Origin of the sequence: Halocola ammonii, from assembly GCF_049334165.1 — a bacterium.
Classification (GTDB): Bacteria; Bacteroidota; Bacteroidia; order Flavobacteriales_D; family Sanyastnellaceae; genus JBEGHD01.
On sequence record NZ_JBEGHD010000016.1, the window covers coordinates 52,237 to 78,326 of the forward strand.

Annotated in this window: 25 protein-coding genes; 4 read left to right on the top strand and 21 right to left on the bottom strand. The window is 43.7% G+C overall.

Going from position 1 to position 26,090, the window contains the following annotated elements; genetic code table 11:
* Positions 1-26: 26 nt before the first annotated feature.
* The 3 genes from ABHV44_RS14670 to ABHV44_RS14680 form a co-directional block, all read right to left on the bottom strand.
* Complete coding sequence (locus ABHV44_RS14670; RefSeq protein WP_459075466.1) at positions 27-668, bottom strand: YiiX family permuted papain-like enzyme; 642 nt, start codon at positions 666-668, stop codon at positions 27-29.
* Between the two features lie 77 nt (positions 669-745).
* Positions 746-1,786, bottom strand: a complete 1,041-nt coding sequence (locus ABHV44_RS14675; protein ID WP_459075467.1) for a PorP/SprF family type IX secretion system membrane protein — start codon at positions 1,784-1,786, stop codon at positions 746-748.
* The gene (locus tag ABHV44_RS14680; RefSeq protein ID WP_459075468.1) at positions 1,783-5,976 is read right to left on the bottom strand and encodes a DUF7948 domain-containing protein; all 4,194 of its coding nucleotides are present in this window, start codon (positions 5,974-5,976) and stop codon (positions 1,783-1,785) included. Before ABHV44_RS14680 ends, ABHV44_RS14675 begins: the two co-directional genes overlap by 4 nt.
* A gap of 274 nt (positions 5,977-6,250) precedes the next feature.
* On the opposite strand from ABHV44_RS14680, the gene ABHV44_RS14685 reads away from it, so the two are divergent.
* A complete protein-coding gene (locus ABHV44_RS14685; RefSeq protein ID WP_459075469.1) occupies positions 6,251-7,516 on the top strand; it encodes an acetyl-CoA hydrolase/transferase family protein in 1,266 nt (421 codons plus the stop codon).
* 36 nt (positions 7,517-7,552) lie between these two features.
* Entirely contained in the window at positions 7,553-8,329 is a 777-nt protein-coding gene (locus ABHV44_RS14690) for a glucose 1-dehydrogenase (protein ID WP_459075470.1), read from the top strand.
* A 3-nt stretch (positions 8,330-8,332) separates the two neighbouring features.
* On the opposite strand, the gene ABHV44_RS14695 is transcribed toward ABHV44_RS14690, so the two are convergent.
* From ABHV44_RS14695 to aceE, 16 genes are all read right to left on the bottom strand, one after another.
* Complete coding sequence (locus ABHV44_RS14695) at positions 8,333-8,629, bottom strand: TIGR03643 family protein (RefSeq protein WP_459075471.1); 297 nt, start codon at positions 8,627-8,629, stop codon at positions 8,333-8,335.
* A gap of 92 nt (positions 8,630-8,721) precedes the next feature.
* Entirely contained in the window at positions 8,722-9,741 is a 1,020-nt protein-coding gene (locus ABHV44_RS14700) for a bestrophin family protein (protein WP_459075472.1), read from the bottom strand.
* 57 nt (positions 9,742-9,798) lie between these two features.
* Positions 9,799-10,434 (bottom strand): SanA/YdcF family protein, encoded by a 636-nt coding sequence (locus ABHV44_RS14705; RefSeq protein WP_459075473.1) that lies wholly within the window; start codon positions 10,432-10,434, stop codon positions 9,799-9,801.
* 172 nt (positions 10,435-10,606) lie between these two features.
* Complete coding sequence (locus ABHV44_RS14710) at positions 10,607-11,431, bottom strand: hypothetical protein (protein ID WP_459075474.1); 825 nt, start codon at positions 11,429-11,431, stop codon at positions 10,607-10,609.
* Between the two features lie 93 nt (positions 11,432-11,524).
* On the bottom strand, positions 11,525-12,127 hold the full coding sequence (locus ABHV44_RS14715) for a hypothetical protein (protein WP_459075475.1): 603 nt from the start codon (positions 12,125-12,127) through the stop codon (positions 11,525-11,527).
* 85 nt (positions 12,128-12,212) lie between these two features.
* Positions 12,213-12,632, bottom strand: a complete 420-nt coding sequence (locus ABHV44_RS14720) for a hypothetical protein (protein ID WP_459075476.1) — start codon at positions 12,630-12,632, stop codon at positions 12,213-12,215.
* An 82-nt stretch (positions 12,633-12,714) separates the two neighbouring features.
* A complete protein-coding gene (locus ABHV44_RS14725) occupies positions 12,715-12,978 on the bottom strand; it encodes a DUF4349 domain-containing protein (protein ID WP_459075477.1) in 264 nt (87 codons plus the stop codon).
* A complete protein-coding gene (locus ABHV44_RS14730) occupies positions 12,975-13,520 on the bottom strand; it encodes a DUF4349 domain-containing protein (protein ID WP_459075478.1) in 546 nt (181 codons plus the stop codon). The genes ABHV44_RS14725 and ABHV44_RS14730 overlap by 4 nt, the downstream gene beginning before the upstream one ends.
* A gap of 159 nt (positions 13,521-13,679) precedes the next feature.
* The gene (locus tag ABHV44_RS14735; protein WP_459075479.1) at positions 13,680-14,465 is read right to left on the bottom strand and encodes a hypothetical protein; all 786 of its coding nucleotides are present in this window, start codon (positions 14,463-14,465) and stop codon (positions 13,680-13,682) included.
* 301 nt (positions 14,466-14,766) lie between these two features.
* The gene (locus ABHV44_RS14740; protein ID WP_459075480.1) at positions 14,767-15,240 is read right to left on the bottom strand and encodes a hypothetical protein; all 474 of its coding nucleotides are present in this window, start codon (positions 15,238-15,240) and stop codon (positions 14,767-14,769) included.
* Between the two features lie 5 nt (positions 15,241-15,245).
* Positions 15,246-15,791, bottom strand: coding sequence for a hypothetical protein (locus tag ABHV44_RS14745; RefSeq protein ID WP_459075481.1), 546 nt, complete (start codon positions 15,789-15,791; stop codon positions 15,246-15,248).
* Positions 15,792-16,076: 285 nt separating this feature from the next.
* On the bottom strand, positions 16,077-16,553 hold the full coding sequence (locus ABHV44_RS14750) for an OmpA family protein (protein WP_459075482.1): 477 nt from the start codon (positions 16,551-16,553) through the stop codon (positions 16,077-16,079).
* Positions 16,554-16,634: 81 nt separating this feature from the next.
* A complete protein-coding gene (locus tag ABHV44_RS14755; RefSeq protein WP_459075483.1) occupies positions 16,635-17,165 on the bottom strand; it encodes a GNAT family N-acetyltransferase in 531 nt (176 codons plus the stop codon).
* Positions 17,166-17,326: 161 nt separating this feature from the next.
* Positions 17,327-18,079 (bottom strand): hypothetical protein, encoded by a 753-nt coding sequence (locus ABHV44_RS14760; RefSeq protein WP_459075484.1) that lies wholly within the window; start codon positions 18,077-18,079, stop codon positions 17,327-17,329.
* A gap of 264 nt (positions 18,080-18,343) precedes the next feature.
* Positions 18,344-19,693 carry a 2-oxo acid dehydrogenase subunit E2 gene (locus tag ABHV44_RS14765; RefSeq protein ID WP_459075485.1) on the bottom strand — a complete coding sequence of 450 codons (1,350 nt, stop codon included), beginning with the start codon at positions 19,691-19,693 and terminating at the stop codon, positions 18,344-18,346.
* Between the two features lie 15 nt (positions 19,694-19,708).
* Positions 19,709-22,375: a pyruvate dehydrogenase (acetyl-transferring), homodimeric type gene (gene aceE, locus ABHV44_RS14770; protein ID WP_459075486.1), complete on the bottom strand. Its 2,667-nt coding sequence runs from the start codon at positions 22,373-22,375 to the stop codon at positions 19,709-19,711.
* A 461-nt stretch (positions 22,376-22,836) separates the two neighbouring features.
* Between aceE and ABHV44_RS14775 the strand changes: the two genes are divergently transcribed.
* Positions 22,837-23,904, top strand: a complete 1,068-nt coding sequence (locus tag ABHV44_RS14775; protein ID WP_459075487.1) for an acyl-CoA dehydrogenase family protein — start codon at positions 22,837-22,839, stop codon at positions 23,902-23,904.
* Between the two features lies 1 nt (position 23,905).
* Here ABHV44_RS14775 and ABHV44_RS14780 read toward each other — a convergent pair whose 3' ends face one another.
* Positions 23,906-24,520, bottom strand: a complete 615-nt coding sequence (locus ABHV44_RS14780; RefSeq protein ID WP_459075488.1) for a class I SAM-dependent methyltransferase — start codon at positions 24,518-24,520, stop codon at positions 23,906-23,908.
* A 192-nt stretch (positions 24,521-24,712) separates the two neighbouring features.
* Positions 24,713-25,132: a hypothetical protein gene (locus ABHV44_RS14785; protein ID WP_459075489.1), complete on the bottom strand. Its 420-nt coding sequence runs from the start codon at positions 25,130-25,132 to the stop codon at positions 24,713-24,715.
* Positions 25,133-25,261: 129 nt separating this feature from the next.
* Between ABHV44_RS14785 and ABHV44_RS14790 the strand changes: the two genes are divergently transcribed.
* Positions 25,262-25,699: a lipocalin family protein gene (locus ABHV44_RS14790; RefSeq protein WP_459075490.1), complete on the top strand. Its 438-nt coding sequence runs from the start codon at positions 25,262-25,264 to the stop codon at positions 25,697-25,699.
* Positions 25,700-26,090: the final 391 nt, after the last annotated feature.

Consider the following 26,090-nt stretch of genomic DNA (forward strand, 5'->3'; position numbering starts at 1 on the left):
ATAAAACAGGAGTGAATTGCTTTTTGTCAATTGGTTATGGTTTCTATCAATTCACTCTTGAACATCGCCTGAGGCGAAATCATAGGTTCGTCCAGAGGCCAATCTGAACCGTGGATTTTATTCAATTGCAGCTTCACCAATTCGTGGCTGAGGTCATAAGTTTTCAGCGGTTTTGGCTCTCCGATTTCGATGTTTGCAGCGCGCCTATAAATCTTCCACACCAATTCCGAGCAGTACATTTCCTCATCCGACCAATTGAAAGCACTGTCGTAGTTTTTCCCAATTTGAGCAGCTCCAATTTTTCGCATTTCTGCTAACACTTCTGATGTCAGAATCTGGTTGGCATTTCTCAATCTCTTCACGATGAATTTATCGCCCACTCCACGATCGATCCAGTCTTCGATTGGGGTAGCTCTCACAGGTTGAACGGCTTCAAAAACAAACCATTCACCGTCTTTCTCGAAAAGTATTCCCATGTGACTGTATTCCGATTTTGTGGCGAGTTTAATTGCCTGACTGAAGTCCGATGAACCACTTTGGAAAATAATGTCACCGTTTTGCCAGGGGACAACTTTACCTCTATCAGGTGAAGTGCTTCCGGCCGGTGAGCAAACGGTGAGGGTAGCACTAATAAAAAGTGCGAGAAGTACTGTCGAGATCGATTTCATGGCTGGCGAATTGTTTTTAAATAAAACTGCCAAAGCTTCATTAGATTGTTTTTGACACTGAAATCGAAGTCCAGTTTTTAAGAGCCTACCTTGTAGCTTAGCATGATTTCTATTGCCCCACGACCGTTGGTGTATTCTTTCAGTCCGGAAATGTTGACATCGTAAGCAAGTCCAGCTCCAAAGCTACCAGTTTCGTAAAGCACTTTACCTATGATAGCGTCATCCCATCGGTAGAATGCTCCAGCGGAAATTGACTGTCCGCTGATCGATTGAAAACTAGACCCTTCAACCAAAGTGAATTTGTAAAAAGATCCAAAAAGAATCTGCTGTGAAGGCCCCTGTCTGTTATAATAAACTGAGGGTTTTAACGCACCACCCAGTGATTCAATACGGAATTCAAACTCTGCGAAACCGCTCCACCTGATGGCCTTCCGGTCGGTAAATAATACCTCGTCAGTGAGAGGTATTTGACCAGCATGATAAAATGCAGCACCCACTGAGTAGGAGCGAAGTGTTTTAGACTGACGACCACCAGGATCAGATTTCGAAAAGACGAGTCCGCCACCAACATCGATGCTAGACTGCTGCATGTTGGTGAGATTTTCTCCGTGTGGAGCATCAGGGTTGTATTGGCCGTTAACATATTGGCTTCCCCATTCACCGGAAGCTTCATCGAGTGACATCGTGTTGAATCCTACGTAAATGCCACTGCCCAGCGTTGTCCGGTTGTTGAAGTACACCTGATAGGCTCCGTTTAAATTCACTGATGAATGCTTTAATTGCGGGCTGCCGGAGCGGTCAGTCATGAAATTGATTCCTACTGCCGGACGACCTTTGTTGCTTTTTCGGTCCCTGGAACTTTTTTGCAAAGCCATATCGAAAGAGGCAGCAGCTGTGGTGAAAGGTGCTCCTAGTTGTCTCCATTGTGTCCTGTAATTTACAATTCCACGGTATTGAACTCCTGAACCGGTGAGTGCCGGGTTGATCATGAGTGGAGTGCTTCCCTGCTGAGAAAACAATGGATCTTGCGAAGCTCCCCAAAATGGGAGCACCGCCAGAACCAAACCTGCAACTACAGACTTGAAGTTTGTTGATATGTGATCAGTCCTCAATCTCATCTATGAATTCTCACGTTTCCTGATTTTTCTACAACTGTTCCGTCCTCCAAAACTGCTCGAAGCGAGTAAGTGAAATTTTGCGAACTCACGGGCTCACCACGGAAACTACCGTCCCAGCTGCGATCGGGGTCATCAGTTTCAAAAACAATTTCTCCCCAGCGGTTGAAGACAGCAAAGTCCATTGTTTTGATGCAGTTATTGAAAACTTTCAGCTTGTCGTTATTTCCATCTCCATTTGGCGAAAAGACTGTCGGAACAAACACGTCATTGCAGCGAACTTCAATATTCACAGACAAAGAGTCAACATTCTCGCACCCTTCAGGAGAAATGACAGTGAGTAGATAGTCCGTGCTTATTGATGGAGAAGCCCATGGGTTGGGACAATCGTCACAACTCAATCCATCAGACGGTTCCCAGACGTAGAGCAAGGGTTCAGTCTCGGGGATAGTGGTTACTTCTACCTGAACAGAATCACCGAGGTCGATAGTCGGGCTTGACGGATTGATGTTCAAATCCAAAACACCAAGATCCGGGATCGTGATAGTTTCAGAAAGCATACAGCCGTTGGAGTCTGTAATTTGAATGGTGTAGTTTCCTGCCTCAAGGTTTTCTACAGAATTTGTTGTGTCTGCCAGCGATGGCCAATAGTAAGAATAAACCGGAGATCCGCCCAGAGCTGTAATAATAGCACGACCTCCAGCATCTCCGCACGTTGCTGGTTCGATGATAGATTCGATGCTGAGCGAGTCGGGCTGGCCAATCGTAAAACTACCTTGCGCTTCGCAGCCCAGTGAATCCACTACGGTAAAATTGTAATCATTGGCTTCAAAACCTTCGAGAGTCGCTGTAGTGTCTTCAAGAGTTTCGAAGTAGCTACCCTCAACTTCCACATCTACTGGTGTTGAGGCGTTGAAAACTGCGATGTCAACTGATCCGCTTTCCTCTCCAAAGCAAAGTGCGTCATGGACAGTTTGAACAGCTACCTGAATAGAGTCAGAAGAAAGAATTTCAAAGCCAATCGTTTCGGTGCACCCTGCAGTATCTGTGATCATCAACTGATACTCGCCCGAAGCCAGATCCGAAATTGAAAGGTCAGTAGATTCCGAATCACTCCATTCGATGTCATAGTCTCCGGAAGGGTCGATGAGCTGGGCAGTTGCCGATCCGTTATCGAAGCCGCAACTAGTAGGATCAATCAACAAACTGTCGAGATAAGAGGGAGGTTCTTCGATGTAGATGGAGTCTTCCACAAAGCAACCAATTGGATTTTCCACGTGGAGTAGGTACCCACCGGCTTCGAGGCCAGAAAGGGAAGTGCCTGTGAGAGACGGGTCGCCCCAGGAAATCATGAGGGAATCTGCAGTGAGCGAGTTGACTTCGATAGTTCCATCTGCTGCATCCCAGCAACTAACCGGACTGGCTTCCCATTCGAAAGCTTCGAACTCAAGAAGATTTAGGTAGGCCGAATCGGTGTCGAAGCAGTTTGGTGCATTGGAAAGCATGACGTGGTACCAACCTTCATTTTCAGCTACGAGGGTGTCGATGGTTGGAAGTGAATCTTCACTCACGAAATCATTGGGCCCGGTCCATTCAAACCAGCCTTGACCTGATGCGTCTAGTGTGAGAGAATCTCCTGGACAGAGGGTGTCAAGAGGAGCAATTTCTGTTGTTGGGGGAGTAACAACGTGAACGGTGATGTCGGAGCATGAACTGACGTCATCGAGACCTTCGGCCCTTACAAAATAAGTCGTTGTTGTGTCGGGGGTAATAATGGCGACATTTCCGGTGTCCACAAGAGTGCCACCACCCTCGGCTCCACAGCCATCGGCATACCACACCCATTTTGATCCATATCCTGTTGCACCGCCCACAGTAGAGAGAAACATTGTATCACCCAGGCAAAGGTTGATCTGATCTACGGCTTCGTTACCACCGCCATAATTGCCATTACCTCCTCCGCCACCTCCGCCATAGCCTCCGGAAATCCCATCAGCAGGTGTGCTTTGCTTTTGTATAAATTTACCCATAAGCGCATCGGTGTTGCCGCCAAACTCAAGCCAGTCAGCGGGGGCACCGACCATGGTTTCAGGAGAATTGGTATGACCAGTGAAATACACTACGGTGTAACCATACACATCGATGTGCGTGGCGACATCTACAGAGTCACCTCCGTAGTAGGTTTGCCAAACGGGTTCTCCAATTGAGTCAAGTTTCATAATGAATGCATCTGAAGCACCGCCAAATAAAGGTTGAATAGCATCATTAACCTCAATCAGGTCATACTCTGATTCTGTTCCCCCGGCAATGTAAATTGAATTGGCGCGGTCTCGGGCAATGGCATAGGCGCGATCATTTTGATCTCCGCCAATGTATTTCGACCATTTGAGCTGTCCCAATGTGTCGAGAGCTAATACAAATGCATCTTCCTGTCCGCTTATCGAAGTAGAGAGAGAATCTGGAGTATCTGGACCAACAATTCCATTTGTAGATCGTGTGTATCCCGTGGCGTGTACTTCGCCAGAAATGGATGTAATGCCAGTAGCTACATCAAGTGAATCGCCTCCAAAGTAGGTACTCCAAATCCGAGTCCCCGCTGTGTCAAATCTGGTTAAGAAAGCGTCTTGCTGTCCAGCTAGAGAGGTCTGGAAGGCACCATCAGTTGCAATACCTTCTGAAGAAAATGAATATCCACACGCATAGAGATTTAGCAGTGAGTCTACATGAATATCGTCAACGTAATCGTCCTCTAGCCCTCCAATAAAAGTCGACCAAACAACCTGTCCGGCCGTGTCAAACTTTGCGATAAATCCGTCCAGACCACCGGCATAATCACTGTCGGGAGCTTCAGTGGCAAAACTGAAAAGATCAGGACTGTTGGTAACTCCAGAAATGAAAACATTACCGAGGGTATCAATAGCACAAGCGGTAATTGTGTCTTGGTTGGAACCACCCAGGTATGATGACCATTTCATACGGCCTAGCGTATCAAGCTTAGCCAAGAAGCAGTCTGATCCTCCTACAGGTGCTGACATAAAAGAAGTGTCAGTAGCTAATCCCTCAGAGCCGCTTGTATTTCCTGCAATTATTATTTCGTGGTTTCTCGCATCTACGGCCTCGAGAAAATCGTCTCCTGTTCCTCCGATATAAGTGCTAAATACGCGAAAACCTACGAAGTTTCTTCGGGTTAGAAATCCGTCAAACTCTCCACCGCCAAATTCTATATTGTAAGTTATAGTTGAGTCCAGACTACTTGTAGAGTTTGCTGTGGCTATGTTCATCATCATTTGCGTGTTTCCAACAAAATAGGGGTGACCTCTATCCTGGGCAACGGCAGTTCCGTAATCAACCAGGGAATCGCCAAAGGCAAAGGTCCAATGCAAGTATGGCTCTGGATCGACCACGAGTTGTTGATTGGGATGTTTTTCGCTCACCAATTTCAATCCGACTGTGATAAACTCATCTGACTTTTCAATAAGTTCGTACTCCACCTGGGCATCACTTCCCGAAGGAGCAAACCAACTTGCAGGAATCGACTCTGTGAGTAAGCCCTTTTCCAGTCCGAACCGAATTTCGTCTTTGCTAAAAGCAACATCCGTAAAGCCCGAGTAGCGCAACTTTACTTGTGAAAGGTCAGCATCTTCGTCCACCACAAAATCGTACTTGAAGTTACCCCCGTGCGATTTGTCAACTGAGCAAACCAGATCGATTCCCTCGTAAATATTTTCGTAAGTCACTTTGCTGAAATGTCGTGCAGAAGTTCCCTGCTCGTCACGAAGTGATTTGTAAAAGTTGATTTTATCCGGTGCAGGGCTGGCAGCCACTAGCTTCGATTCTGGATTTGATCCTAAAAGATCGATATCGATACGCTGAATTTTGAACTTGGCAGCCTGAGGTTTTTGACTAAGATAGAAGGGGACCCCTTCATTTTTCACACTTCTGTAGGTATCGTAGCTCAGTCCATTTTGTCGCAGCTGGACGTTTAATCCACGAGCCGAAGCCCATAGGAATGACACGTGATCTGCGGCATTCCCATTCTGATCGTGAATTTGACCGTTGTTTTCGATAAACCCGAAACTCTGCAAGTCGGCATATTGCTGTTGTGAAAATCCTGATGAACTAATCAACAGCATCGAAAGTGTTGCGATTAATAAAAGTACTTTCGGACCAAAAGATGGTAAAGTAGAGTTCATAGCTATGTTTTTGTGGTTCAATAAGTAATTGGAGAATCTTTAAGTGTGGCAAGGCCAGCATTTATAAGGAAGCTCCATTTCAAGTTTACCAAAAGAATGGCTATCAAACTTTCAAATGGCGATCACAAAAAATCAATTTTATACAGCTCTAGTTTTATATTTTTTTATTCTAATCACAAAAGTGACCACTCTAATGAAGTAGCATGACCTGGGTCAACAATGTGGTGGCTGAGTGAACTTACATTTGCAGTAGAAATCTAGAAACAAAAAAATTATGGAGTTAGTTAGTGCAGAAAAGGCAGTGAGCTGGGTGCAATCAGGAAGTAGTATTTTTATTCAGGGTGCGGCCATGACACCTCAGGTGCTTATTGAAGCGCTCTGCGCAAGACATGCTGAATTGAGAGATGTAGAAATCGTTCATCTCCACACAGAAGGAAGCGCACCGTACACGCTTCGGGAGAATCGCGAGAGCTTTCGAGTTAACAGTTTGTTTGTGGCTTCGAACGTGCGTGATGACGTGAATGCAAGTGACGGTGACTACACCCCGATTTTTCTGAGTGAAGCTCATTTGCTTTTTACACGAGAAATTATCCCGCTCGATTTCGCATTTATTCAAGTTTCACCGCCCGACAGACATGGGTTCTGCTCCCTTGGAGCTTCTGTAGATGTCAGTCTTGCGGCACTGAGCAAAGCTAAAACTGTAATTGCACAAATCAACCCGAAAGCACCGAGAACTCAAGGTGACGGTGTAATTCACAAGGATCGTATAGATTATGGTGTGGAAGTGGAGCAGCCGATTTTTGGCAAGGCCGCGGCCCCTGCCACAGAAATCGAAGAGCAGATCGGTGGTCACGTGGCGGAGCTGGTTGAAAATGGAGCTACACTTCAAATGGGAATTGGAGCGATTCCAAATGTGGTGCTCAACAAACTCGATAATCACAAACATTTGGGAATTCACACGGAAATGTTTTCAGACGGTGTAATCCCTCTTGTTGAAAAAGGAGTGATTGACGGTAGTCGAAAGGCGGTCGACAAAGGCAAGATCGTTTCCTGCTTTACACTGGGCTCTCAAAGCCTTTACGATTTTGTCGATGCCAATCCTCAGGTATGGATGAAAGAGGCCTCATACACCAACGACACGGCAATAATTCGTAGAAACCCAAAGGTAACAGCTATCAACAGTGCGATTGAAATCGACATCACCGGACAGGTTTGTGCCGACACGATCGGGAAACGTCAGTATTCGGGAGTGGGAGGCCAAATGGACTTTATCCGTGGGGCCTCATTATCAGAAGGTGGAAAAGCTATCATTGCTATGCCTTCGATCACCCACAAAGGACTCTCGAAGATTGTCCCTGAGCTAAAGCCTGGAGCTGGTGTGACCACTACTAGAGCACACGTGCACTACATCGTGACGGAGTATGGAGTGGTTGATTTGTTTGGTAAAAACATGAAAGCACGCGCCAAAGCTTTGATGTCGATCGCTCACCCAGATCACCGTGAAATGCTTGAAAAAGAGATTCACGAGAGATTTAAGTAATCCTTTACCTTCGATGATTCAACAAAACAGAAATGCATGAGAGGATGGAATCTAGAAGGGAAAACAGCTGTGATCACCGGAGGTACTAAAGGAATCGGTAAGGCAGTCAATGAGGAGTTTCTACAACTGGGAGCTAAAACCATAATCGTTTCCCGTAGCGTGGAAGATATTGAGCGTTTGGTTACCGATTACCAGAAACTGGGGTTGAACTGTAAGGGAATTGCCGCAGATGTCGGCACTGAAGAGGGCAGAAGCAAAGTTGTCAGTTTTGTGAACGACCAATTTAAGACGCTCAACATTCTAGTCAACAATGCCGGAATCAACATTCGTAAATCAACACAGGACTACACACTCGATGATCTTCACAAGATCATGTCGATCAATGTGGAGAGTTCATTCGACCTTTCCAGAAAGTTTTATAACAGCTTGAAAAGTGCAGGAAACGGCTCAGTGATCAACATTTCTTCCATTACCTCGATGAACATCGTGGGAACCAGCACAGCAGCCTATCACATGAGTAAAGGAGCCATGGATCGCTTGAACGACTTTTTGGCTGTTGAATGGGGAAAAGTCAACATTCGGGTTAATGCCATTCATCCCTGGTACATCGCCACCCCGCTTGGAAAGGAGATTTTGAAGGACGAGGAGAAGCGAAAAAAGATAGTGAACAGCACACCGATGGGAAGGGTAGGAGAACCCGAAGAAGTGGCTTCGATAGCCGCATTTTTGGCAATGGACAAATCATCCTACGTGAGTGGAGCTCACATCACAGTCGATGGAGCCTTCTCAAAAGTAGGATTGATGCCGGAGTGAGATCTAATACTTCTTCTTACTGATTCGGTTGCCTGTAATGTGTTTTTGAGCGGCTGATTTGAATCTTCCAATGGTGTTGTCTCTAAGTTGGCGGTGTTTGGTTTTTCTTCCCTGCACACGTGCGCGCCACTTTTTCCAGTTGCGAAGCTTCATTTCCTCTTTCATCAGCTTGATGACGTCTTTTTCTACCAGCCCAAACTGAAACTCAATGGCCTCAAACGGAGTTCGGTCCTCCCAGGCCATGGCAATTACGCGGTCAACGTCTCTCTCGTCCAGATCGAATTTTCTTCTGATTTTCAATTCCTATTCGGCTTTGATTCAACAATAGAAAGTATTGAAGGGACAAATTGTTCTTTGGAAAGTCAGCTCAACCTCAATTAGGAGTTTTCGAGTTAAAACAAAAGCTTCATGTTCCCAACGGGTTGTATACTTTCCGGAAGTTCATCTTCATCGAGCATTTGAAGAATATCGATTTCGATGGAAGTTGCCATAGATGAGATTGGCACATCGTTGTAGAGTCCTTCAAATGGATTTTCACTGGTGCTACCAATCATTTCCATCATCCAAAACACCCATGAACAAATCACTGAGAACGGTATAGCAACCCAGATCCAGTAGCCGGGCAGATCTTTGAAAATGTTGATCATTCCAAATGGCAGAAGAATAATAAAAAGCACCACAAAGAAATAGGTGACAGTGGCGTATTGACGTGGAAATGGAAAGTTTTTAATGCGTTCACTTTTGCCTTGTAGCGTGTAGAGCTCAGTAATTTGATCTTGCATTTGCAAGTGGCGAAAATGCTCCAGGGTACCCGCGCTGCGAAGAGCCATGAGGTGTTTTGTTTGCAAACTCAGCAGGTGCGAAGAGCGATTTCCTTTTTTCAGAATGTAGTTGAATTCTTCTTCCGACAAATACTTTTTGAGATTCTGAAATTTCTCTTCGGAATAATCTGTGCCAAATTTCTCACGGAGCTTCTGATGTCCTTTATCGGTGTGTTCCCAGCCCTGAACTTTTCTGAGCTCGAGAGCGAGTGATTGCAACCACGCGATATGACGGTCAACGAACTCTCGGACTGTTTTCTTTAATTCCTCGTCAGAAGGTTTGGAAGTCGAGTTTTCACCGTTGATGTACTCTCTGGCCATCACAGTGATCGATCGTGAGGTGTTTACGATCCCTCCCCAGATTTTTCTCGCCTCCCACATTCGTTCATAGGAAGAGTTGTTTTTGAAGCCGAGGTAAAAAGCCACTGCAATACCGATAAGCGAAATCGGCTGCCAGGGCAGGTTGAGCCATTCAAGATTTGCCAGGGCAAAAGTTGCAACTACCGCAGTATCAAAAACCAGGAAAGTAAAAATGTATTTTTTAGACCAGTTGGAAGTCTGGAAAAACGTGTATCGTTTGCCTGCTTGCATGATTTGAAGGTTGAGGTGTTTAAGCTATTGAGTCATTAAAGATAGCTGAAGTATTGATTACTTAGTCGGTTCATCTCCGATTTCAATTTTGTCACCGTAAAATTTCGGTTCCACGCCAAAGATCAAATCGAGGAGCATTTTGGTTCTTGCCAGTACTTCCCGCACTTGTGTTTTAAACCCATAGCTCGAAGAAACGGATTTAGCGTTGTAACCCACGGCATTAATACCTATGTGGCCTGCGATGTAAAGAGCTCTTTCGTTGTGAAACTGCTGAGAGATCACAGTGATGCTGTCTTCTCCAAACACCGCTTTTGAGCGCACCACAGAGTCAAGTGTGCGAAATCCGGCATAATCGAGAATGATCTTTTCCGCGGGAACACCTGCTGCCAGCAAATCAGTTTTCATTGTTGTAGGCTCATCGTAGTATCGAGTTGCGTTGTCACCACTGATCAAAATGTACTGCACCTTTCCACTCTCAAAGAGGTCGGTAGCAGCCTCAATACGATGTTTATAGTAGAGGTTTTGCTGGTTGTTTCTCAGAAACTTTGAAGTGCCCAGAAGCAATCCGACTTTTCTATTGGGGAGTTCCTCAATTGAGTTAAAAGTGTCGCTGGCTTTTGTTTCTACGAGTAGATTGGCAACGGTGATAAACACAATGCAAAAGATGAGTGCAATCCAGAAGAATCGCTTCAACCTGACGAACCATTTTGATTTGTGCCTTGGCCCAGTGCCCAATTTAAGAGTGATTTTGATGAAAGTGAAAAGCTGGTTTCTATTTAACAAGTAGTAACCAACTCAATTCACGTCAAAGATGCAGAAATATTTTCTGAGTTAAAGAATAGTCGAGTTTCGTAGAGGGGGGATTCTAGTCTATCGATTTGACAACATTTTGAATGTTATTCACTGCAAGTTTTATTGCTATTCCTTTCTGAGGGATATGATTGTCCAAATCAGACCGGAGCTTAGTAAAAGATTGAACAACGCTCTCATCTTGATCTGTCCCTTCATTTATAGAGAAGTACAGTTCGTATGTTCTCTCTCGATTGACGACATAAATGAAGCTCTCTGCTTGCTGGCTGTAAAAACCAGTTTCACCAAGGGCATCAGCTATTTGATTAATCTCCTTTTCTGAAATATTCCTGGAATCGTAGTCAATTTGATGTGCACCACCTTTACCGTACGTCTGAGATTCTAGGCTTGAGCGTGGTGCTTTTTGCTCAACAGGCGCTTCTTCGGATCCCAATAGAGTCACACCGAAAACGAAAGTCAGTGTTCCTAATACAATAACTGCAGAAATGAGAGCACCAATTAATGCTACGGCAATTGTTCTGCCCCATGAAAAAACCTTGCCTCCGCTTTGAATGTGCTTCTGAACTCTTTCAGATTGAGTAGAGCGATAGATGATAAACGCGATACCAGCGAAAGCCAATGGAATAATCGTATTTGGGATGTTAATATCGTCTGGGATAAACCAGGCACCTACGAAAATTGCCAACGTTGCTAGAATTGCCACAATCCAAGTTGGAACTATCTTGTGATCTTGCCCAAGTGCTTTGAAGTTTGTCGCTAAAATGTAACCTGCAGCCAGAGGTCCACCAAGAAATGCAGCTGCAGGAACAGAGTGTTCTTTAAAGACTTTGCTATCTGATACTTCTTTGTCAATAGTGTCGATGCTGTCGATTGTGGTCATGGTCTAACGGTTGATTTGAAAAAAGAGAGGTTATAAAGATGCAGAAATATTTTAGTCGGCAGAAAGCAGAATTGATTTCGTAAAAGGATGGCCTTACTTTTCAACTACTTTTTCTTCTACTACTTTGCCGAACACCAATTGCTCGAGGTATGACTTGGCGTACTTAAAATCGTCTTCCAGGTATTTCTTGTTCTCATCTTCAAAAACTTCAAGTAAGGTGTGTTGATTGTCCTTGTCGTCCCTAAAGGAGAAAATACCGAGGTATTGTAATTCGTCTTTTTTGTCTTTCTCGATGCTGTATTCAAAACCTTTGATTTGGTCTGCCGTGAAAGTGATCTCCTGGTCATCAGTAGAATCATAAATGCGCAGCTTTCCTTTTTCGAAGGCAATTAATCTTTTGTTACTGGCTTTCTGACGTTTAAAATGTAATAGTTGAGCAATGCCGTAGCCCCCAATGATCACAGGAACGAAAAATGCCACTCTGCGCAAAAACTTATTGGCATCCATCATGGTGGCAAAAATTAAAATCAAAATTGCTATTCCAATTCCGAGCGGGACATATCCTTTTAAGATGTAGTCCTGGGTTGTGATGTTTGTTCCACCAATTTCAAAGTAAGATTCATCTTTAACAGAATCGGTTCGTATTTGATAGCGCTTGAGTTTGAGTCCGAGAATATAGCCGTTGAGGTCTTTCATAGTGAGTGTTTAGCATGGTAGTTAAAGTTTTTTACAAAGCTCAATTTATTGAAAAAATCTTTTTTCAGATCTACAACTGTTTCATTCAATCTCTTTTTCCCGAACCAATCGCGATTTTCGCCCCGATCCATGCCATGGGGATGTAGGCTAACAAGACATCTAAAATGGCAAACCAGGTAGGTCCGGGGAGCATGTAGTTGACCACAATGCCTCCAATGAGAAAGATCCCACCGACAATCATTGCAACAAGCATCTTTCGATTGGAAGAAATGGCTGCTGCAATTGCTGCTCCTACGAGGGTCCCAAAAGCATGGGCCAAGAACGGGAAAATGAAGTGTTCAACTTCCATGTGGGGCATAGCTTCAGCTAAAGCGTCCAAATCGTTAGTGTCAATTCCTTCAAGTGGAAAAACGGAATGACCGATTTGTACCAGTCCTCCGTTCACCAGGCTACCTCCAATGAAACCGGTAATTACTGCCAGGATATTTCTGAGTGTCTTATTCATGATTTTGAGATTTTGGTTGGGGTAAAATTAGGGGAAAGGAAGAGTATCACCGAGATTAATGTCCTAAAGTGACAGGAGCATTTTACATTTTCTGCCTTCTTCTTCTGTAAATCTTAATTCCAACTATGAACCCAACTCCAATTAGCAGGAACGGCCAGATGTGTGTGAGCAGGACAAAGAACCAAACGAGGTTGTCCCAGCCCTGGCTAAAACCATTTTTGAATTTCTGTCCAAATGCTGTTTGACTGGGAAGTTCTTCGTAAAAAGTAATTGTCAAAATAGAGTAAGAGACTCTGTCCTGAAGGTAATTGAGACGACCTTCTGTAGATTCGATCTGTGACCTCACTTTCCCGAGTTCTCGTCTCGTTCGATTTCCAGAATTTCTGAAACGTTATTGGCTTTCTCCAAAAGTGCCAGGTAACGATTCTCCAGTTCCTTTTTGGTTTTAAGCCTGGCTTCAACATCCAAAAACTCTTCGGTGACGTCTTTTACTTCAATTTCCTTTCGGTCGAATTTGTCAACGCCCTGTGTTGCATCACTCAGTAAATTGACAAAATTATCAGCCGGAACTCTCAGCACCAACTCGTTTTTGATTCGGCCTCTTTGCTTAAATTCCTGATCTGAAGACACGTAGCCGTTGTGTTTTTTCACTGCTTCCATAACAGTTTCTCTGGCCGCTGTGAGGTCTCCGGTTTCGAATTCCACGTAACCTTCTTTAGTGAGCTTGCGGTCTGTCTCTGGCTGGGCTTCTGGCTTTTGCGGTTGAACGTTTGCCAAGGGCGCACCAGCTCCACGTCCGGTAATTTCTGATTTGTTTTCAGTTGTATGTGAACAGCCAACGAAGAGAAAAACTATGGCCAGGGGAAGGAGGCAGGTCAAGTGTTTCATGAGTTGAGAAGTTGAATGATTGAAGGGCAAGATAAGAATTTAGAGTATCTAGCTTTGTTGGTCTAATTTTCGAATGGAAGACAAAGCCAAAAAAAATCACCGTCAAAATTGCTTCTTTGACGGTGATTATCAATTATTCTATTCTCGAAGTGGGAATTACTATTTAAACTTTTCGGAGTTAGACTTTAAGTTTTGTAGTTCTGAATTCTTTTTATCTAGTTCCTTTTGCGTTTCTGCAATGGCTTTTTGGTTTTCCTTCTGCTCTTGTTCCAGCTCCTGATTCTCTTGTCTGAGGTCTTCATTCTCTTTTTCAAGTTCGTTGATTTTCTGCTGAAGCTTGTCGATTTCTTCCTGATTGTCGTCTATATCTTCTTTATTGCTCTTTTGATCTTTCTCTAAAGACTCCTTCTTTTTCTGAAGGCTGCTGAGCTCATCGCCAACTTCTTTAGCTTCTTCTTGCTGAAAGGCAATGGCCATCCCATAATGTTTATTGTAAAACTGATTGGCGAAATTTTTCAAAGCGGCATCGATGCGCTGGGAAATCTCCGGGAGGTTTGAATGGCTCACAAAGCTTTCTCCGGATTTCACCCAAACCTGCAATTGAGACCCCTTACTTCTGTCTGCCACATCGCTATAAATGGAAATTGGACCAGAGGATAACTCAGAGATCATCACACTCTCGGCCATGTATTTACCTTTACTCTTGCTGAGTTTTTGTTTAAACTTCTTTTCAGAAAACTCCCGCCAGGCACTCAGAGTGGTCGAAGCATCCGAAACAAAATCAATCGTGTGTGCTGGTTGCGGCTGGCCGTTGACTTCCAAATCAATCTGATTGGTTTCCACAGATGGTGCAGTTTGCAGTTCACTAACAAACGGACTGGTCTTTTGACCACAGGATGCAAGTACCAGAAGTAAAATTGAAGTAAAAAGTATAGGTCGATTCATAATCACTTTTTAGCGTTTTATAAATTAAATGTGCTCAATTTCCAGAAGGGACGGTATCTCTGTTTCTTCCAAAACTGAACTCAATAAAGTTGTTTGATTCAGCGATTGAATTCTGATATTGGACATCTTTGGATGTATTCACAGGTGCAATCACCGCGGTTGAGAAGTACGTTCTTTTAAGCCATCCACTACAGTAATTGTTCAAATCGAGACTTTGGTGTGGGTATTTGGAGAGGCGGGTCGGTAAGCAACCAAGGGTTGATGAATTAACTATTTCAAATTAGTTGCCAGTGACCCGGATTCATTCAACCTGAATCTTTAAAGGAATATTGAATGTCCTATTTTGAGAGTACCGGATTGCATCGATCCAGGTGAGTACCGAGTCGAATGTGCAATTCTCGTTTTCAATCGGATTTTTAAGGTAAAAAATTTGAGATTGATTTTTCCGAAGCGTAGTTTGCCCATCAGGGAATTGATCAGAAGTGGAAGCAAAGCCGCAGTCGTTATCTCCAGAAGCGTAGGCTTCCGACCGCTCTAGTGAGAGTATTCTGGCTTTGTCGTGATAAAGGACAAGTGAATCGTAACTGTGGTTATGAATTGAGATTTGGATACATGGCACAATCAACAATGAGTCAGTTGGGGAAATGGGTCGAGTTGTTTCAACGTTCACAAAATTGCCAAGGTCATAAGAAAATTCTGAGTCAGAACTCTCATTGTCGCAGCTTGCGATCAAGCAAGTTGCGGTGACTACGAAGAAAAAGAGATTTGTCTTCATTAGCATTAAGTTGCCGTCCATTCCACCATCAGAAAGTTTTCTCGCCTCAGACCAACCTTGAAAGCAGCATTGAGCCATTGGTTTTGAGTTGACTGAATGAAGTCTTTTTTGCTCCTTTTTGATTCTGCAAAAATTAGATGCTCATCTTTCCAGGCTAGCACGTCCCAACAACCGCCAAATTTGGAATTGTTTTTCTCAGCTATTCTTTTAAGAAGCTCTTGGATTTCCTTATTCTCTATTGGTTGATCAACCTGATCTTTCAGAGCACTGTCAGTCCATTCCTCTAGATAAAAAGGTGAGAGTTTCGGTCTTCCGTAAGGTTCAATCCAACGGGATTCCCATCCGTCTTTTGTAAAGGTTTTCATTATGGCAAGTTCCGCGAACATAGGGCTTCCCTCAAAATCTAAAAGCGGCTTGTTCCCAAAAGTGTTTTCGATGGGCTTTCCGCGCCATTTCTTAAACTTAACAATGGTCTTAGGTATGACAATGTTAGTTCCATCGACTGAAAACATTTCTGTAGAATTTGGGATGAGTTCGTTTGGGTAGAGCATTGCTGGATACAGTTTAGTTCTTTCTTAGAATAGGATTTAGCCAATCATCGATTTTCGAATTTGTCCAGAATAGTTTTGTTCTTTTTTGATACCAGGGGAATTAGAAAAAAAGCAAGACATTCGCAAAAAGCATAAGATGGGGAAGATCCCAATCTTCAAAAATGATTAAGTAGATAAAAGCAATATCGAGTATAGCGACCAACCCAACCGTAGCATAGATGAGCGGTCTAAGAATATTCGATTGACGGACATAAACATCCTGATAATTCAAGACAAGTAAGTCACCTACCTATTAATCTTAATGATCTTAAATTCAGTTCTTCGATTAGTGGCGTGTGCTTCCTCTTTTTGTTGATCACTCTCCATTTTTTGGATTTCCGAATTAGAGACTATCGGTTGAGTTCCGCCATATCCTTTGGCAACGAGTCTGTCTGCACTTACTCCTTTTTCCACGAGGGATGCAACAATACTCTCCGCTCTCTTCTGATCTAACCTTCTGCTGTAATGCTCACTTCCTCTGCCATCGGTGTGATAACCAACTTCGAGGACAAGATTTTCATTTTCTAGAAGAAAATTAGCAATGCTGTCAAGGATAGCTTCGCTTCTGGGCAAGATCTCATACTTGTTAAAGTGAAAAAAGATAGGAGGGCAAGAAACATAAACATCTCCTACTTCAAAATCTATTGATTTAAGGTCAAAGCTCTGTGATGCGAGGTCTTTGAAAGGAAGTGCCAGGATAAAAATCAGGAAAAGCTTTTTCATCTGTATCTGTTTAGAAAGTCTGACTAATCTACTCAGCTTTTAACCAAAATCCTAAATTCTGGCTTGCATCAGCGGATAAGCTCAGACCAAGTACTTCCAGTTTCCTTTATCAATACTAAAGATGTTAAAGGGTTTGATCTTCTTCTCGAAGGTCATTCCGTTTTTGAGTGCCACCTTTTCGGAGCCAATGTTTTCTTCGTGAACCATAGAGATCAGTGAGTCGGCAAGGTTGTTTACAAAAGCGAAGTTTTTGCATTTTTCTGCGGCTTCAAATGCATAACCGCGATTCCAAAATTCGGGAAGGATGGAGTAGCCAATTTCTAATCTTAGCTCGTCTTCAATGGTTTGAATCAAAAGCCCTGCTTGTCCTACAAGCCGATTCGTTTCTTTGTCAACAAGCACATTCATCCCGCCCAGGTTGTTCTCGTATCTGTGAAAAGCTTTGTCGAACCAAACCTTGCACAATTCTGTAGCGGACATCGATGCGTCAAGGTCTAAATGTTTTGCGACATTTTCTGCCTTAAAGAGCGGTACCCAGGAACCAAAATCTTCTTGTACGAGTAATCTAAATTTTAACCTTTCGGTTTCTTGATGGGTGAGGAGGTAGTTCATAATTCATTCCTAAAACTTGCTGCTAACGGTTCTAGCTAAGAAACGTGCGGGTTTTGGAACACGTCTCTGTCAACCGAGAACCAAGTTTTATTTTTAAATAATAAATTTCATTTTACCGTGTCAGCCCACATGTTTTCTTAGCCTTTGTTGGCAAACGTTTTTTATTTTTCACATTCACAATTTACTTCTTCTTTTGTCCATGTGTTCAAGATGTTGGACTGATTAATTTGATTTGTGTCAAGATCAACCTGCATTATCCTTCCGAGCTCAAATTCAATTTCCCAAATGGCAAACTCGCTTTCTGTTGAGTCTCCATCTACATTAAAACACGAGATAAAATACCTGTCATCGAAATCTCTATGAAAAGAAAGTGGCTCATCCTCTATTTCCTGCATTTCAAAAGTCAGTGAGTCGGTTTTCAAGTCGAACACAGCAAAGCCATTTAAGTCTGATTTATAAATTGTGAACATCAAACCTTTCTTTGGATCATAGAAGTTTTTTCCACCTATCACATTAAAAACCTCTCCTGATCTATTAATGATGATTGTTCTTCCATCATAGTCACCGTGTTTGGTGAACACCAAATGATTTTCAATCTTGTCTGGTTTTGATATTCCATAATGTCCACCTACAGGCTCAGGTGTAAATGTCAGACTATCAAATACACTGTTGTCTTTAGAAATCAGGAGTTTTGATTTACAGTAGAATTCTGAGCCGTCACCTTTGGTTTGTATTAAAGTAATTTGAATGTCGTTAAGATTGTATGTCTTTTGGCAAGTCACTGATTTTTTTTGGGATTCCTTTTCAGTTTTCGCTTCTTCTCTTTTTTGATAGGTGATTGCTTTAGTTTCACTCGTCTGCTGATCACAAGAGATTAAAATCAGAAAACTCAATATGGTTAAAGTGAATTTCATTGTCTGTTTTAAATGTTTGCCAACTATCGCTAAAGAGAAATGTCTCTTTATGCAATTATGTGCTCACCTCTTTTAAGTAACTGAAAAACTGTTTAAAAGATGCCTAATAGCTAAGTGTTCAGTTCAGATTCTTTGCAAATAGCTTAAGGCAAACTTCTGTCTGATCTTTTCAAATATACCAAAAGAAGAACACCGGGAATAGGGGCAGAATTGAACTGCCGTTTCAGAGTTATGAATTTGAAAACTTATGGCTTAAGGGAAAGATCAATGCATCATCAACTTCAGCGGTTGCTCCAACGATTCACAAACCCAGCGAAGGAAGCGAGCTGCTTTTGCTCCATCAATCATTCGGTGGTCGTAAGAGAGTGACAGCGGAAGCATTCGCTCTGGACCGAATTTACCGTCTTTGTAAACCGCTTCGGTCTCTGTTCTGGAAACTCCTAGAATCGCCACCTGAGGTGGGAAAATCACAGGAGTGAAGCTGGTGCCGCCAATTCCGCCTAAGTTGGAAATGGTGAAGTTGCCGCCTTTCATCTCGTCTGAGGTGAGCTTGTCATCTCTGGCTTTCTGAGCTGCTTCATTCAATTCGCCCGCCAGTTGGGAAATGGATTTTTTAGGAACATCTCTGATTACCGGCACAAGCAATCCATTGTCTGTGTCTACCGCCACACCGATGTGATGGTACTTTTTATAGATTACTTCTTCTTGTTGCATGTCCAGACTGGCATTGAAGTCGGGAAACTCGACCAGTGCTTCCCCAATCAGCTTTAGCAAAACGGCAGTGATCGTAATTTTCTCTTCAGACTTTTCATTTTGCTTTTCCAGAAACTCTTCGAGGCCACTGACGTTGGCTTTGTCGTTCTGAGTTACATGCGGAATGTGCTGCCACGACTCAGTGGTGTTTTTTGCAGTAGCTTTTCGGATTCCAGAGAGTTTTTCCCGCTCCGTTTCGCCCCACTTTGAAAAATCGGGTAGGGAAGGAGCTGAAGATTCACGCCCCGGCTTTTTGCTCGAAACTAATTTCTTCACGTAATTGGTAACATCTTCGCTGGTCAACCTCTCTCCAGATTTTGGAACTTCGCTCAATTCAACTCCCAGTTCACGTGCCAGTTTTCGTGCAAGTGGTGCCACAGCAACCTCTTGATCTGCGTTGCTGGAGCTTTTGGATTCTTTCGTGTCCTTTTCAGATTCTTGCTTGCTGTCTTCGGAGTTTTTTGTCGCGCTCTTCTCGCTGGTTTTCTCCTCTTTCTTCTCGTCTTTCGATTCGTCATCTGAAGAACCAGAATCGGCTTTCTTCTCCTTTTCTTCAGCAGCGTCTTTTTCAGACTCTTTTTTCGATTTCTCCTCTTCCGATTTCTCTTCGCCAGAGCCTGTGTCTTCAGTTTCAACCGTCATCACGGCATCGCCAACTTTCACGGTATCGCCCTTGCTGACTTTGATACCTGTGATTTTTCCTGAAAATTCGGCTGGAATCTCCACGCTGGCTTTGTCGCTTTCGACAGCCATGATCGACTGATCTTTTTCAATTGAATCGCCTTCGCTAACAAGGATTTCTCCAATTGTAGCTTCATCGGCATCTTCAGATATCTTGGGTATTGTGAGTTCTTTTTCCATGGTCATTTTTGGTTTTTAGTACGCTGCAGGATTTCGTTTTTCAGTTTTTATGCTGTGCTTTTTGATGAAATCATTAAGCACCTTTTTTTTGATATCGCCCTTTTCATGTCTTTCTCTCAGGGCGGTAAAAGCAATGTGCCTGGCGTCAACTTCAAAGAAATCTCGCAGTGCCTCAATAGAGTCGCTACGGCCAAACCCGTCTGTTCCAAGCACGGTGAATTTACCAGGGATCCACTTTGCGATGGTTTGGGGCAGTGCTTTCACGTAATCAGTGGCAGCGATAAAGAGATCGCCTTCGCCTTTCAATTGCTTTTGAATGAAGTTCTCTTTCGATTCGCCTTCATGTCTGTTTGTTCGCTCCATGTCTCGGGCATCGTCATAGAGCGCCTTGTAACTCGTCACGCTCCAGATGTCAACAGGAATGTCGTATTCGTCTTCCAGAATTTCCTTTGCCTTCAGTACTTCTTTCATCACAGCTCCGCTGCCGAGCAGGTGAACCTTGTCGCTTTTGTTTTTTCGTTTTCGCGATTTCTCCAATCGGTAGAGTCCGCGGAGAATTTCTCGTTCGGCATTGGACGGCATCTTTGGCATCGGGTAGGCATCATTCATCACAGTGATGTAGTAAAAGACATCTTCGTTTTCCTTGTACATTCTTTTGAGACCATCTTGAATGATCACTGCCAATTCGCAAGCAAATGCCGGATCGTAAGCCTGAAGATTGGGAACTGCCAGTGCATTGAGGTGGCTTTGTCCATCCTGGTGTTGGAGGCCTTCGCCTGAAAGTGTGGTGCGTCCCGAAATTCCTCCAATCATAAATCCTCGTGCCCGGGCATCAGCGGCAGCCCAAACGAAATCGCCAATGCGCTGGAGGCCAAACATCGAGTAGAAAACATAGAACGGAATGGTGAATTGCTCCTGCGAAATGTGATTGGTTCCAGCGGCTATAAAACTCGACATCGAACCAGCTTCGGTGATTCCCTCTTCGAGAATTACTCCGTCTTGCTTTTCATTGTAGTACATCAGACTGTCTTTGTCGACAGGCTCGTATTGCTGACCTTCGGCTGCGTAAATTCCAAACTGGCTAAAAAGCGAGTCCATACCAAAAGTGCGCGACTCATCGGGGATGATAGGCACTACTTTGTCTTTCAGGTTTTCGTCCTTCAGTAATTGTGTTAGAATTTTCACGAAAACGCCTGTAGTTGGAACTTCGTCATCTCCGGATCCTTCTTTGTATTCTTCAAAGATTTTTTCTGAAGGCATTTTAAAATCCTTAGCCAGTTGCTCGCGGTGGGGAAGTGGACCGCCAAGGGCTTCTCTTGTTTTTCTCAAATAGCGATACTCATCGCTGTCTTTTTCGAACCGAAAGAATGGAATGTCTTCAAGTTCTTCATCTTCGATCGGTAGCTCGAGTTCATCGCGAAATGCCCTGAGCTGATCTTCTTTGAGGACTTTGGTTTTGTGAGCCACATTACTGGCCTCTCCGGCTTCGCCCTGTTCGTAGCCTTTGATGGTTTGAGCGAGAATGACAACCGGACTTCCTTCGTGATCAACAGCCGACTGAAAAGCATTAAAGACTTTTACACGATCATGGCCTCCGCGACCAAGTGATTCAATCTTTTCATCGCTCCAGTCTTCAACTAGTTTTTCCAGGTCGGGATCTCCTCCGAAAAGCTCCTTTCGCAAGGTTTTGCCATCGGCCACAGATAGACGTTGGAGTTTTCCATCTACCATGTCCTGGAGTCTCCTGGTCAACTTTCCAGCCTTGTCTTTCTCAAATAGCTCGTCCCACTTGCTGTCCCACAGCACTTTGATTACGTGCCATCCGGCTCCGCGGTAGAGCTTTTCAAATTCCTGAATCACGTTGTTGTTCCCTCTCACCGGACCGTCAAGTCGCTGCAGGTTGCAGTTGATCACAAAGGTCAGGTTATCCAGCTTTTCTCGGGATGCGATGGAAAGAGCTCCCGTGGATTCAGGTTCGTCCATTTCACCGTCACCCAAAAAAGCCCACACGCGCTGGTCAGTTTTGTCGCTGATTTTTCGGTTTTCCAAATACTTGAAAAAACGCGCCTGATAAATGGCTTGAATTGGAGCTAAACCCATTGAAACGGAAGGAAACCGCCAATAGTCGGGCATCAGCCGTGGGTGAGGATAGGAGGAGAGTCCGTCTTCGAATTGCAATTCCATTCTAAAGTGACTCAGGGCATCTTCGGAAAAGCGATGTTCAAGAAATGATCTGGAGTAAAGTCCAGGAGAAGCATGTCCCTGAAAAAAAGCAACATCAGGATGGCCCCATTGGTAGCCTCTCAAAAAATGGGTTAGAGCTACTTCAAATAAAACGGATGCGGAAGAATATGTGGAAATATGTCCACCAATCCCCGAAATCTGTTTATTCGCTTTCACAACCATCGCCATGGCATTCCATCGGATGGCGTTGTAAATCCGCTCTTCTATTTCCTGATCTCCGGGATAATCTTTTTCAGAGTGGTGGGGAATAGAGTTTACATAATCAGTCGATAAGTTACCCTCGGGAATGGAAATGCCTTTCTCTTTTGCAGTGTCTCTGAGTAGCTTAAGAAGTTCTGCAGCTCTTTCTGGCGGCTCATTTTCTATTATCCACAGCAGAGAAGTCCGCCATTCCTTGTCTTCAATTCTTTTGGTTTCGGCATCGGGGTAATTAGACATTGATCTTTGGTGTTTTGAGTCCGCTCAACAAGGTCCAAAAATCATTCCCGAGTAGAAGCCGGAAGAAGCTCAGTGAGTCTTGTTTTTCACAAAGTCGCAAAGAGCGCGAAGAGCGCAAAGCTGTACAACGCTGGAAAGAAATACAGTAGGCATAATAGGAGCGCGGAGGCACATAGGTACTAGACGTGTAATTGCTATGTGCCTTAAGTCGATGTTAATCGGAAACTCGATTTGAGTCCGTTGAAGGAAATGTTAAAAGAAGTAGGATTTCTACTGTGCCTATGTGTTTCACCTGCTGTTTGAGTAGAGACAATAACCCTCCCGCCAAGACGCAAAGAGCGCAAAGCTTGGTGAGAAAAGGGAAGATTTCTAGTTTGCCTATTGTGGTTTCTTGCGGCTTGAGTGGCTGCTTTTTCTTTCGACTTAGTGTCTCCAGCAAGTCGTTTGTTACATTTGTCGCCATGCAATTTTCAGAAGAAGAAATCCAGCAAATACAGGAAGATGCCTCAAAGGCGGAAGCAACAGGTCAGTTGAAAAGAGATCAGCTTGCGGTGATTTATGATCACGGATTGTACAAAGTTCTTCTGCCAAATGAAGTTGGTGGCAAGAATTTATCGCTTCCAGAAGCGGCTGATGTTTTCAGGAAGAGTTCTTACGTAGACGGCAGCTTCGGCTGGGCGGTGACTATCGGAGCTGGAGGCAATTTCTTCTTTGACTTTATGGAGCCCAAGGTGGCTAAAGAAGTGTTTTCTTCGAAAGAAGCTCTGATTGCCGGAAGTGGAATTCCATTAGGTTTGGCGACCCCGGAGAAAGATGGTTTTCGCATCACTGGAAAATGGAAATACTGCAGTGGATCTCCGCAAGCATCGGCATTCACCTTTAACTGTTTTGTGACTGATGAAAATGGGGAGAAAACAGATCAGGTAAAATCGTTCGTTTTACGCCCCGATCAAATTGAGATCGAAAAGGACTGGAATGCTTTAGGGCTAAAGGCTACAGCAAGTCATACGGTAAAAGTTAATAATGCTTTTGTGACCTCGGATCGAATGTTCGACATTTCCCAACCACAAGTCAACAGTGGCAGCCTATTCTTCAAGTATCCATTTTTGGAGTTTGCGCGTGTTTCTTTCGCTGCAGTTGTTCTGGGACTTGGAGAAGCATTCATTGAGAAAGCACAACAGCTGGCTGAGGAAAGCAAGAGCAACTGGCAGCAACCTTTTCCAGATAGGTTCCCAAAGGTGAAACGAATGCTCAATGAGCAGGATAACGAGATGAAGTTTCTTCGGAAAGCGTTTTTCGAGAGAGTTGAAAAAAGCTGGGAGGAGTTGGAGCAGGAGGGAGCCGTCTCCGACAAGCTGGCTAAATCAGTTAGCGAGCAGTGTTTTGAAACTGTGAATCAAGTCCAACAGCGAACGGCCAAAATTTTTCCCTGGCTTGGGATGTCGGTGTTGTTCCCAGAAAACGAGATCAATCGCATCTGGCGGGATTTGCAAACTGCCGGGCAGCATATTTTGTTGCGGGATTTTTGAATTATCTTGATTTCCTGACTACCAGATAAAGCTCCTCTAATTTTGAAATCACTTCCGATTCCACAATTTCAAATCCTGCTTTTACTATGGAATTTTCCAAGTCGCGCTTCTTGTAAAAATTGATAGGAGGGAGTATCCTGATTTTTGACAGGAAGGAAAGAAGGATGTTGGTCAGGTTTTTTCTTTCACCCAGGCATGGTGTGGTAGAAATAAAAATACCACCCGGTTTTAGCAGTTTGTGCACCTGACTGGCAAAGTTGGTTGGGTTCTCTATGTAGTGCAAAACGCTGAAAGTTGTGACAATTGAGTAGCTTCCATTAACTACTGATAGGTTTTCAAGCTTCGTCCAGTGAAAGTCGATATTTTGAAGAGACTTTTTGGTAGCAGCTTCACGGGCCAGTTCGAGCATCTCTGAGGAAATGTCGATGGCATCCACATGTTTCACCGATGTTGCCAGTTCGATAGTGATTGCTCCATTTCCGCAGCCAATCTCGAGTACTTCATCTTCGGGTTTCAGGTGCTGCCTTGTGCGGCTGATCACGTTGAGCGTTGTAGTACCAGGCACTTCAGGAGATTTGCTGGCAACCCGATTCCAGAATTTTTCTCTTTTGTCCATTTTGCGGAATTCAATATTGGTAGCGAAAGTAGTGGCTTATTTCATTTGAGAGATGCCAAAGGGAAGAACGTCTCAGAGAATACGGTTAAAACCCAGTAGTTAACAGCAGAAAATCTAGATATAGCTCGGGGTTCTTTTGATGAAGTTTGCAGAAGGCCGGACCGCATTTGTTGTTGAAGGAGTTATAGTCCCTCACTCATAAACCACATTAAAATCATTTTGTCCCAGGTATTCCAGGTTGATTTCGATTCTTTCGAGAAGTCCTCGATTGGTCTGTTGGACAGTTTCCCAATCCAGAGTTTCTATGGTGTCCGCATTAAAAATGTAGATCCATTCACTTCTACCTTCCAAAGCGTTTTCCCAGCAACTGTGAATATCTGCTTCAATGGCTCTGAAGTCATTCGGTAAAACTCCTCCATCACCGTCATAGACCGGGTATTCTCCCAGGGTTGTATCTGGATAGTTCCAATAAATTCTGGAATGGATGCGGACATCAGATTCATTTCTTAAGTACAACCTGCTGTGTGCATCATCGGGACAGTAGTCATCTTTACCGCAGGTCATGGCGCAGGTCATGAAAAAGATAATCGGTAGAAATAGAAGCTTATTCATGGTGCTTAAGTAGATATTCGTTTGACAGACTCTAGAACTCAGGGCCATTTATTTAAGTTGCATGTTAAGGGATTTCTTAACATACCTAGATTTCCAGGTATTTCTATTTTTAGAAAAAAATCAAACCTTATGAAAACTCTCAAATTCAACATTATTGCTCTAATTGCTTTGGCCATTGGTTTCGCTTCTTGTGGAGGAGCTCCCTCTTCAAGCGAGTTTGTAGGTAAGTACCAACTCATAAAAGTAGAGGATGAAAACGATGAGTCCGCAGAAGTCACCGAGTGCGATGAAATGACGATCTGGCATTTCACAAATGAGGAGGCCGAGCCTCTTGTTGATGGAACAGAAGTGAAGAAAGTTATAGCAACAGCTCCGGATGAGTGTAAGTACTACGGCTTTGATTCAAAGTGGACCACGAAAGATGGCAAGCTTTTTATCTCGAGTGTGAGAACCGGTGGAATGGGCGGTGGCTCCAATGCCGGATTGTTCGAAATCAAGGAAAAGACTGATGACAAGCTGGTTTTGAAAATCATGAAAAAGACATACACACTGGAGAAAGTTGAATAATCCAGATTGACGAATTGAAGGAAAGCCTGCTAGATTTTAGTGGGCTTTTTTGTTCCTCGCAGAGTCGCAAAGAGCGCGAAGCTTTACAACGCTGGGAATAAACCACAGTAGGCACATAGTTCGATGTGCATTACCTATGTGCCTTTCGAAGGATTGTGAATGATGTCTCGGTTTTCTCAGTTGAGTTGTTATGGAAAAGCAGTTTCTACTGTGGCTATGTGTTTACCTGCGGCTTGAGTAGAGGCTATTTCAAAAGTGTTCCAACATTTAGCCATTAAGAGTTTTCATTAAGCTAATGAAGAAAGCCTTAATGTCCTTCATTGCTTAATCAGTCTTAATGTTTTAACTGCTGTTTAAGTAGATGCATTAATTCTCAAGCAAAGTCGCGAAG

Bases quoted from the DNA above. Each gene is read 5' to 3' on its own strand.
- ABHV44_RS14670 (WP_459075466.1), bottom strand. From the start codon at position 668: ATGAAATCGATCTCGACAGTACTTCTCGCACTTTTTATTAGTGCTACC.
- ABHV44_RS14675 (WP_459075467.1), bottom strand. From the start codon at position 1,786: ATGAGATTGAGGACTGATCACATATCAACAAACTTCAAGTCTGTAGTT.
- ABHV44_RS14680 (WP_459075468.1), bottom strand. From the start codon at position 5,976: ATGAACTCTACTTTACCATCTTTTGGTCCGAAAGTACTTTTATTAATC.
- ABHV44_RS14685 (WP_459075469.1), top strand. From the start codon at position 6,251: ATGGAGTTAGTTAGTGCAGAAAAGGCAGTGAGCTGGGTGCAATCAGGA.
- ABHV44_RS14690 (WP_459075470.1), top strand. From the start codon at position 7,553: ATGAGAGGATGGAATCTAGAAGGGAAAACAGCTGTGATCACCGGAGGT.
- ABHV44_RS14700 (WP_459075472.1), bottom strand. From the start codon at position 9,741: ATGCAAGCAGGCAAACGATACACGTTTTTCCAGACTTCCAACTGGTCT.
- ABHV44_RS14710 (WP_459075474.1), bottom strand. From the start codon at position 11,431: ATGACCACAATCGACAGCATCGACACTATTGACAAAGAAGTATCAGAT.
- ABHV44_RS14715 (WP_459075475.1), bottom strand. From the start codon at position 12,127: ATGAAAGACCTCAACGGCTATATTCTCGGACTCAAACTCAAGCGCTAT.
- ABHV44_RS14720 (WP_459075476.1), bottom strand. From the start codon at position 12,632: ATGAATAAGACACTCAGAAATATCCTGGCAGTAATTACCGGTTTCATT.
- ABHV44_RS14730 (WP_459075478.1), bottom strand. From the start codon at position 13,520: ATGAAACACTTGACCTGCCTCCTTCCCCTGGCCATAGTTTTTCTCTTC.
- ABHV44_RS14735 (WP_459075479.1), bottom strand. From the start codon at position 14,465: ATGAATCGACCTATACTTTTTACTTCAATTTTACTTCTGGTACTTGCA.
- ABHV44_RS14740 (WP_459075480.1), bottom strand. From the start codon at position 15,240: ATGAAGACAAATCTCTTTTTCTTCGTAGTCACCGCAACTTGCTTGATC.
- ABHV44_RS14745 (WP_459075481.1), bottom strand. From the start codon at position 15,791: ATGCTCTACCCAAACGAACTCATCCCAAATTCTACAGAAATGTTTTCA.
- ABHV44_RS14750 (WP_459075482.1), bottom strand. From the start codon at position 16,553: ATGAAAAAGCTTTTCCTGATTTTTATCCTGGCACTTCCTTTCAAAGAC.
- ABHV44_RS14755 (WP_459075483.1), bottom strand. From the start codon at position 17,165: ATGAACTACCTCCTCACCCATCAAGAAACCGAAAGGTTAAAATTTAGA.
- ABHV44_RS14760 (WP_459075484.1), bottom strand. From the start codon at position 18,079: ATGAAATTCACTTTAACCATATTGAGTTTTCTGATTTTAATCTCTTGT.
- ABHV44_RS14765 (WP_459075485.1), bottom strand. From the start codon at position 19,693: ATGGAAAAAGAACTCACAATACCCAAGATATCTGAAGATGCCGATGAA.
- aceE (WP_459075486.1), bottom strand. From the start codon at position 22,375: ATGTCTAATTACCCCGATGCCGAAACCAAAAGAATTGAAGACAAGGAA.
- ABHV44_RS14775 (WP_459075487.1), top strand. From the start codon at position 22,837: ATGCAATTTTCAGAAGAAGAAATCCAGCAAATACAGGAAGATGCCTCA.
- ABHV44_RS14780 (WP_459075488.1), bottom strand. From the start codon at position 24,520: ATGGACAAAAGAGAAAAATTCTGGAATCGGGTTGCCAGCAAATCTCCT.
- ABHV44_RS14785 (WP_459075489.1), bottom strand. From the start codon at position 25,132: ATGAATAAGCTTCTATTTCTACCGATTATCTTTTTCATGACCTGCGCC.
- ABHV44_RS14790 (WP_459075490.1), top strand. From the start codon at position 25,262: ATGAAAACTCTCAAATTCAACATTATTGCTCTAATTGCTTTGGCCATT.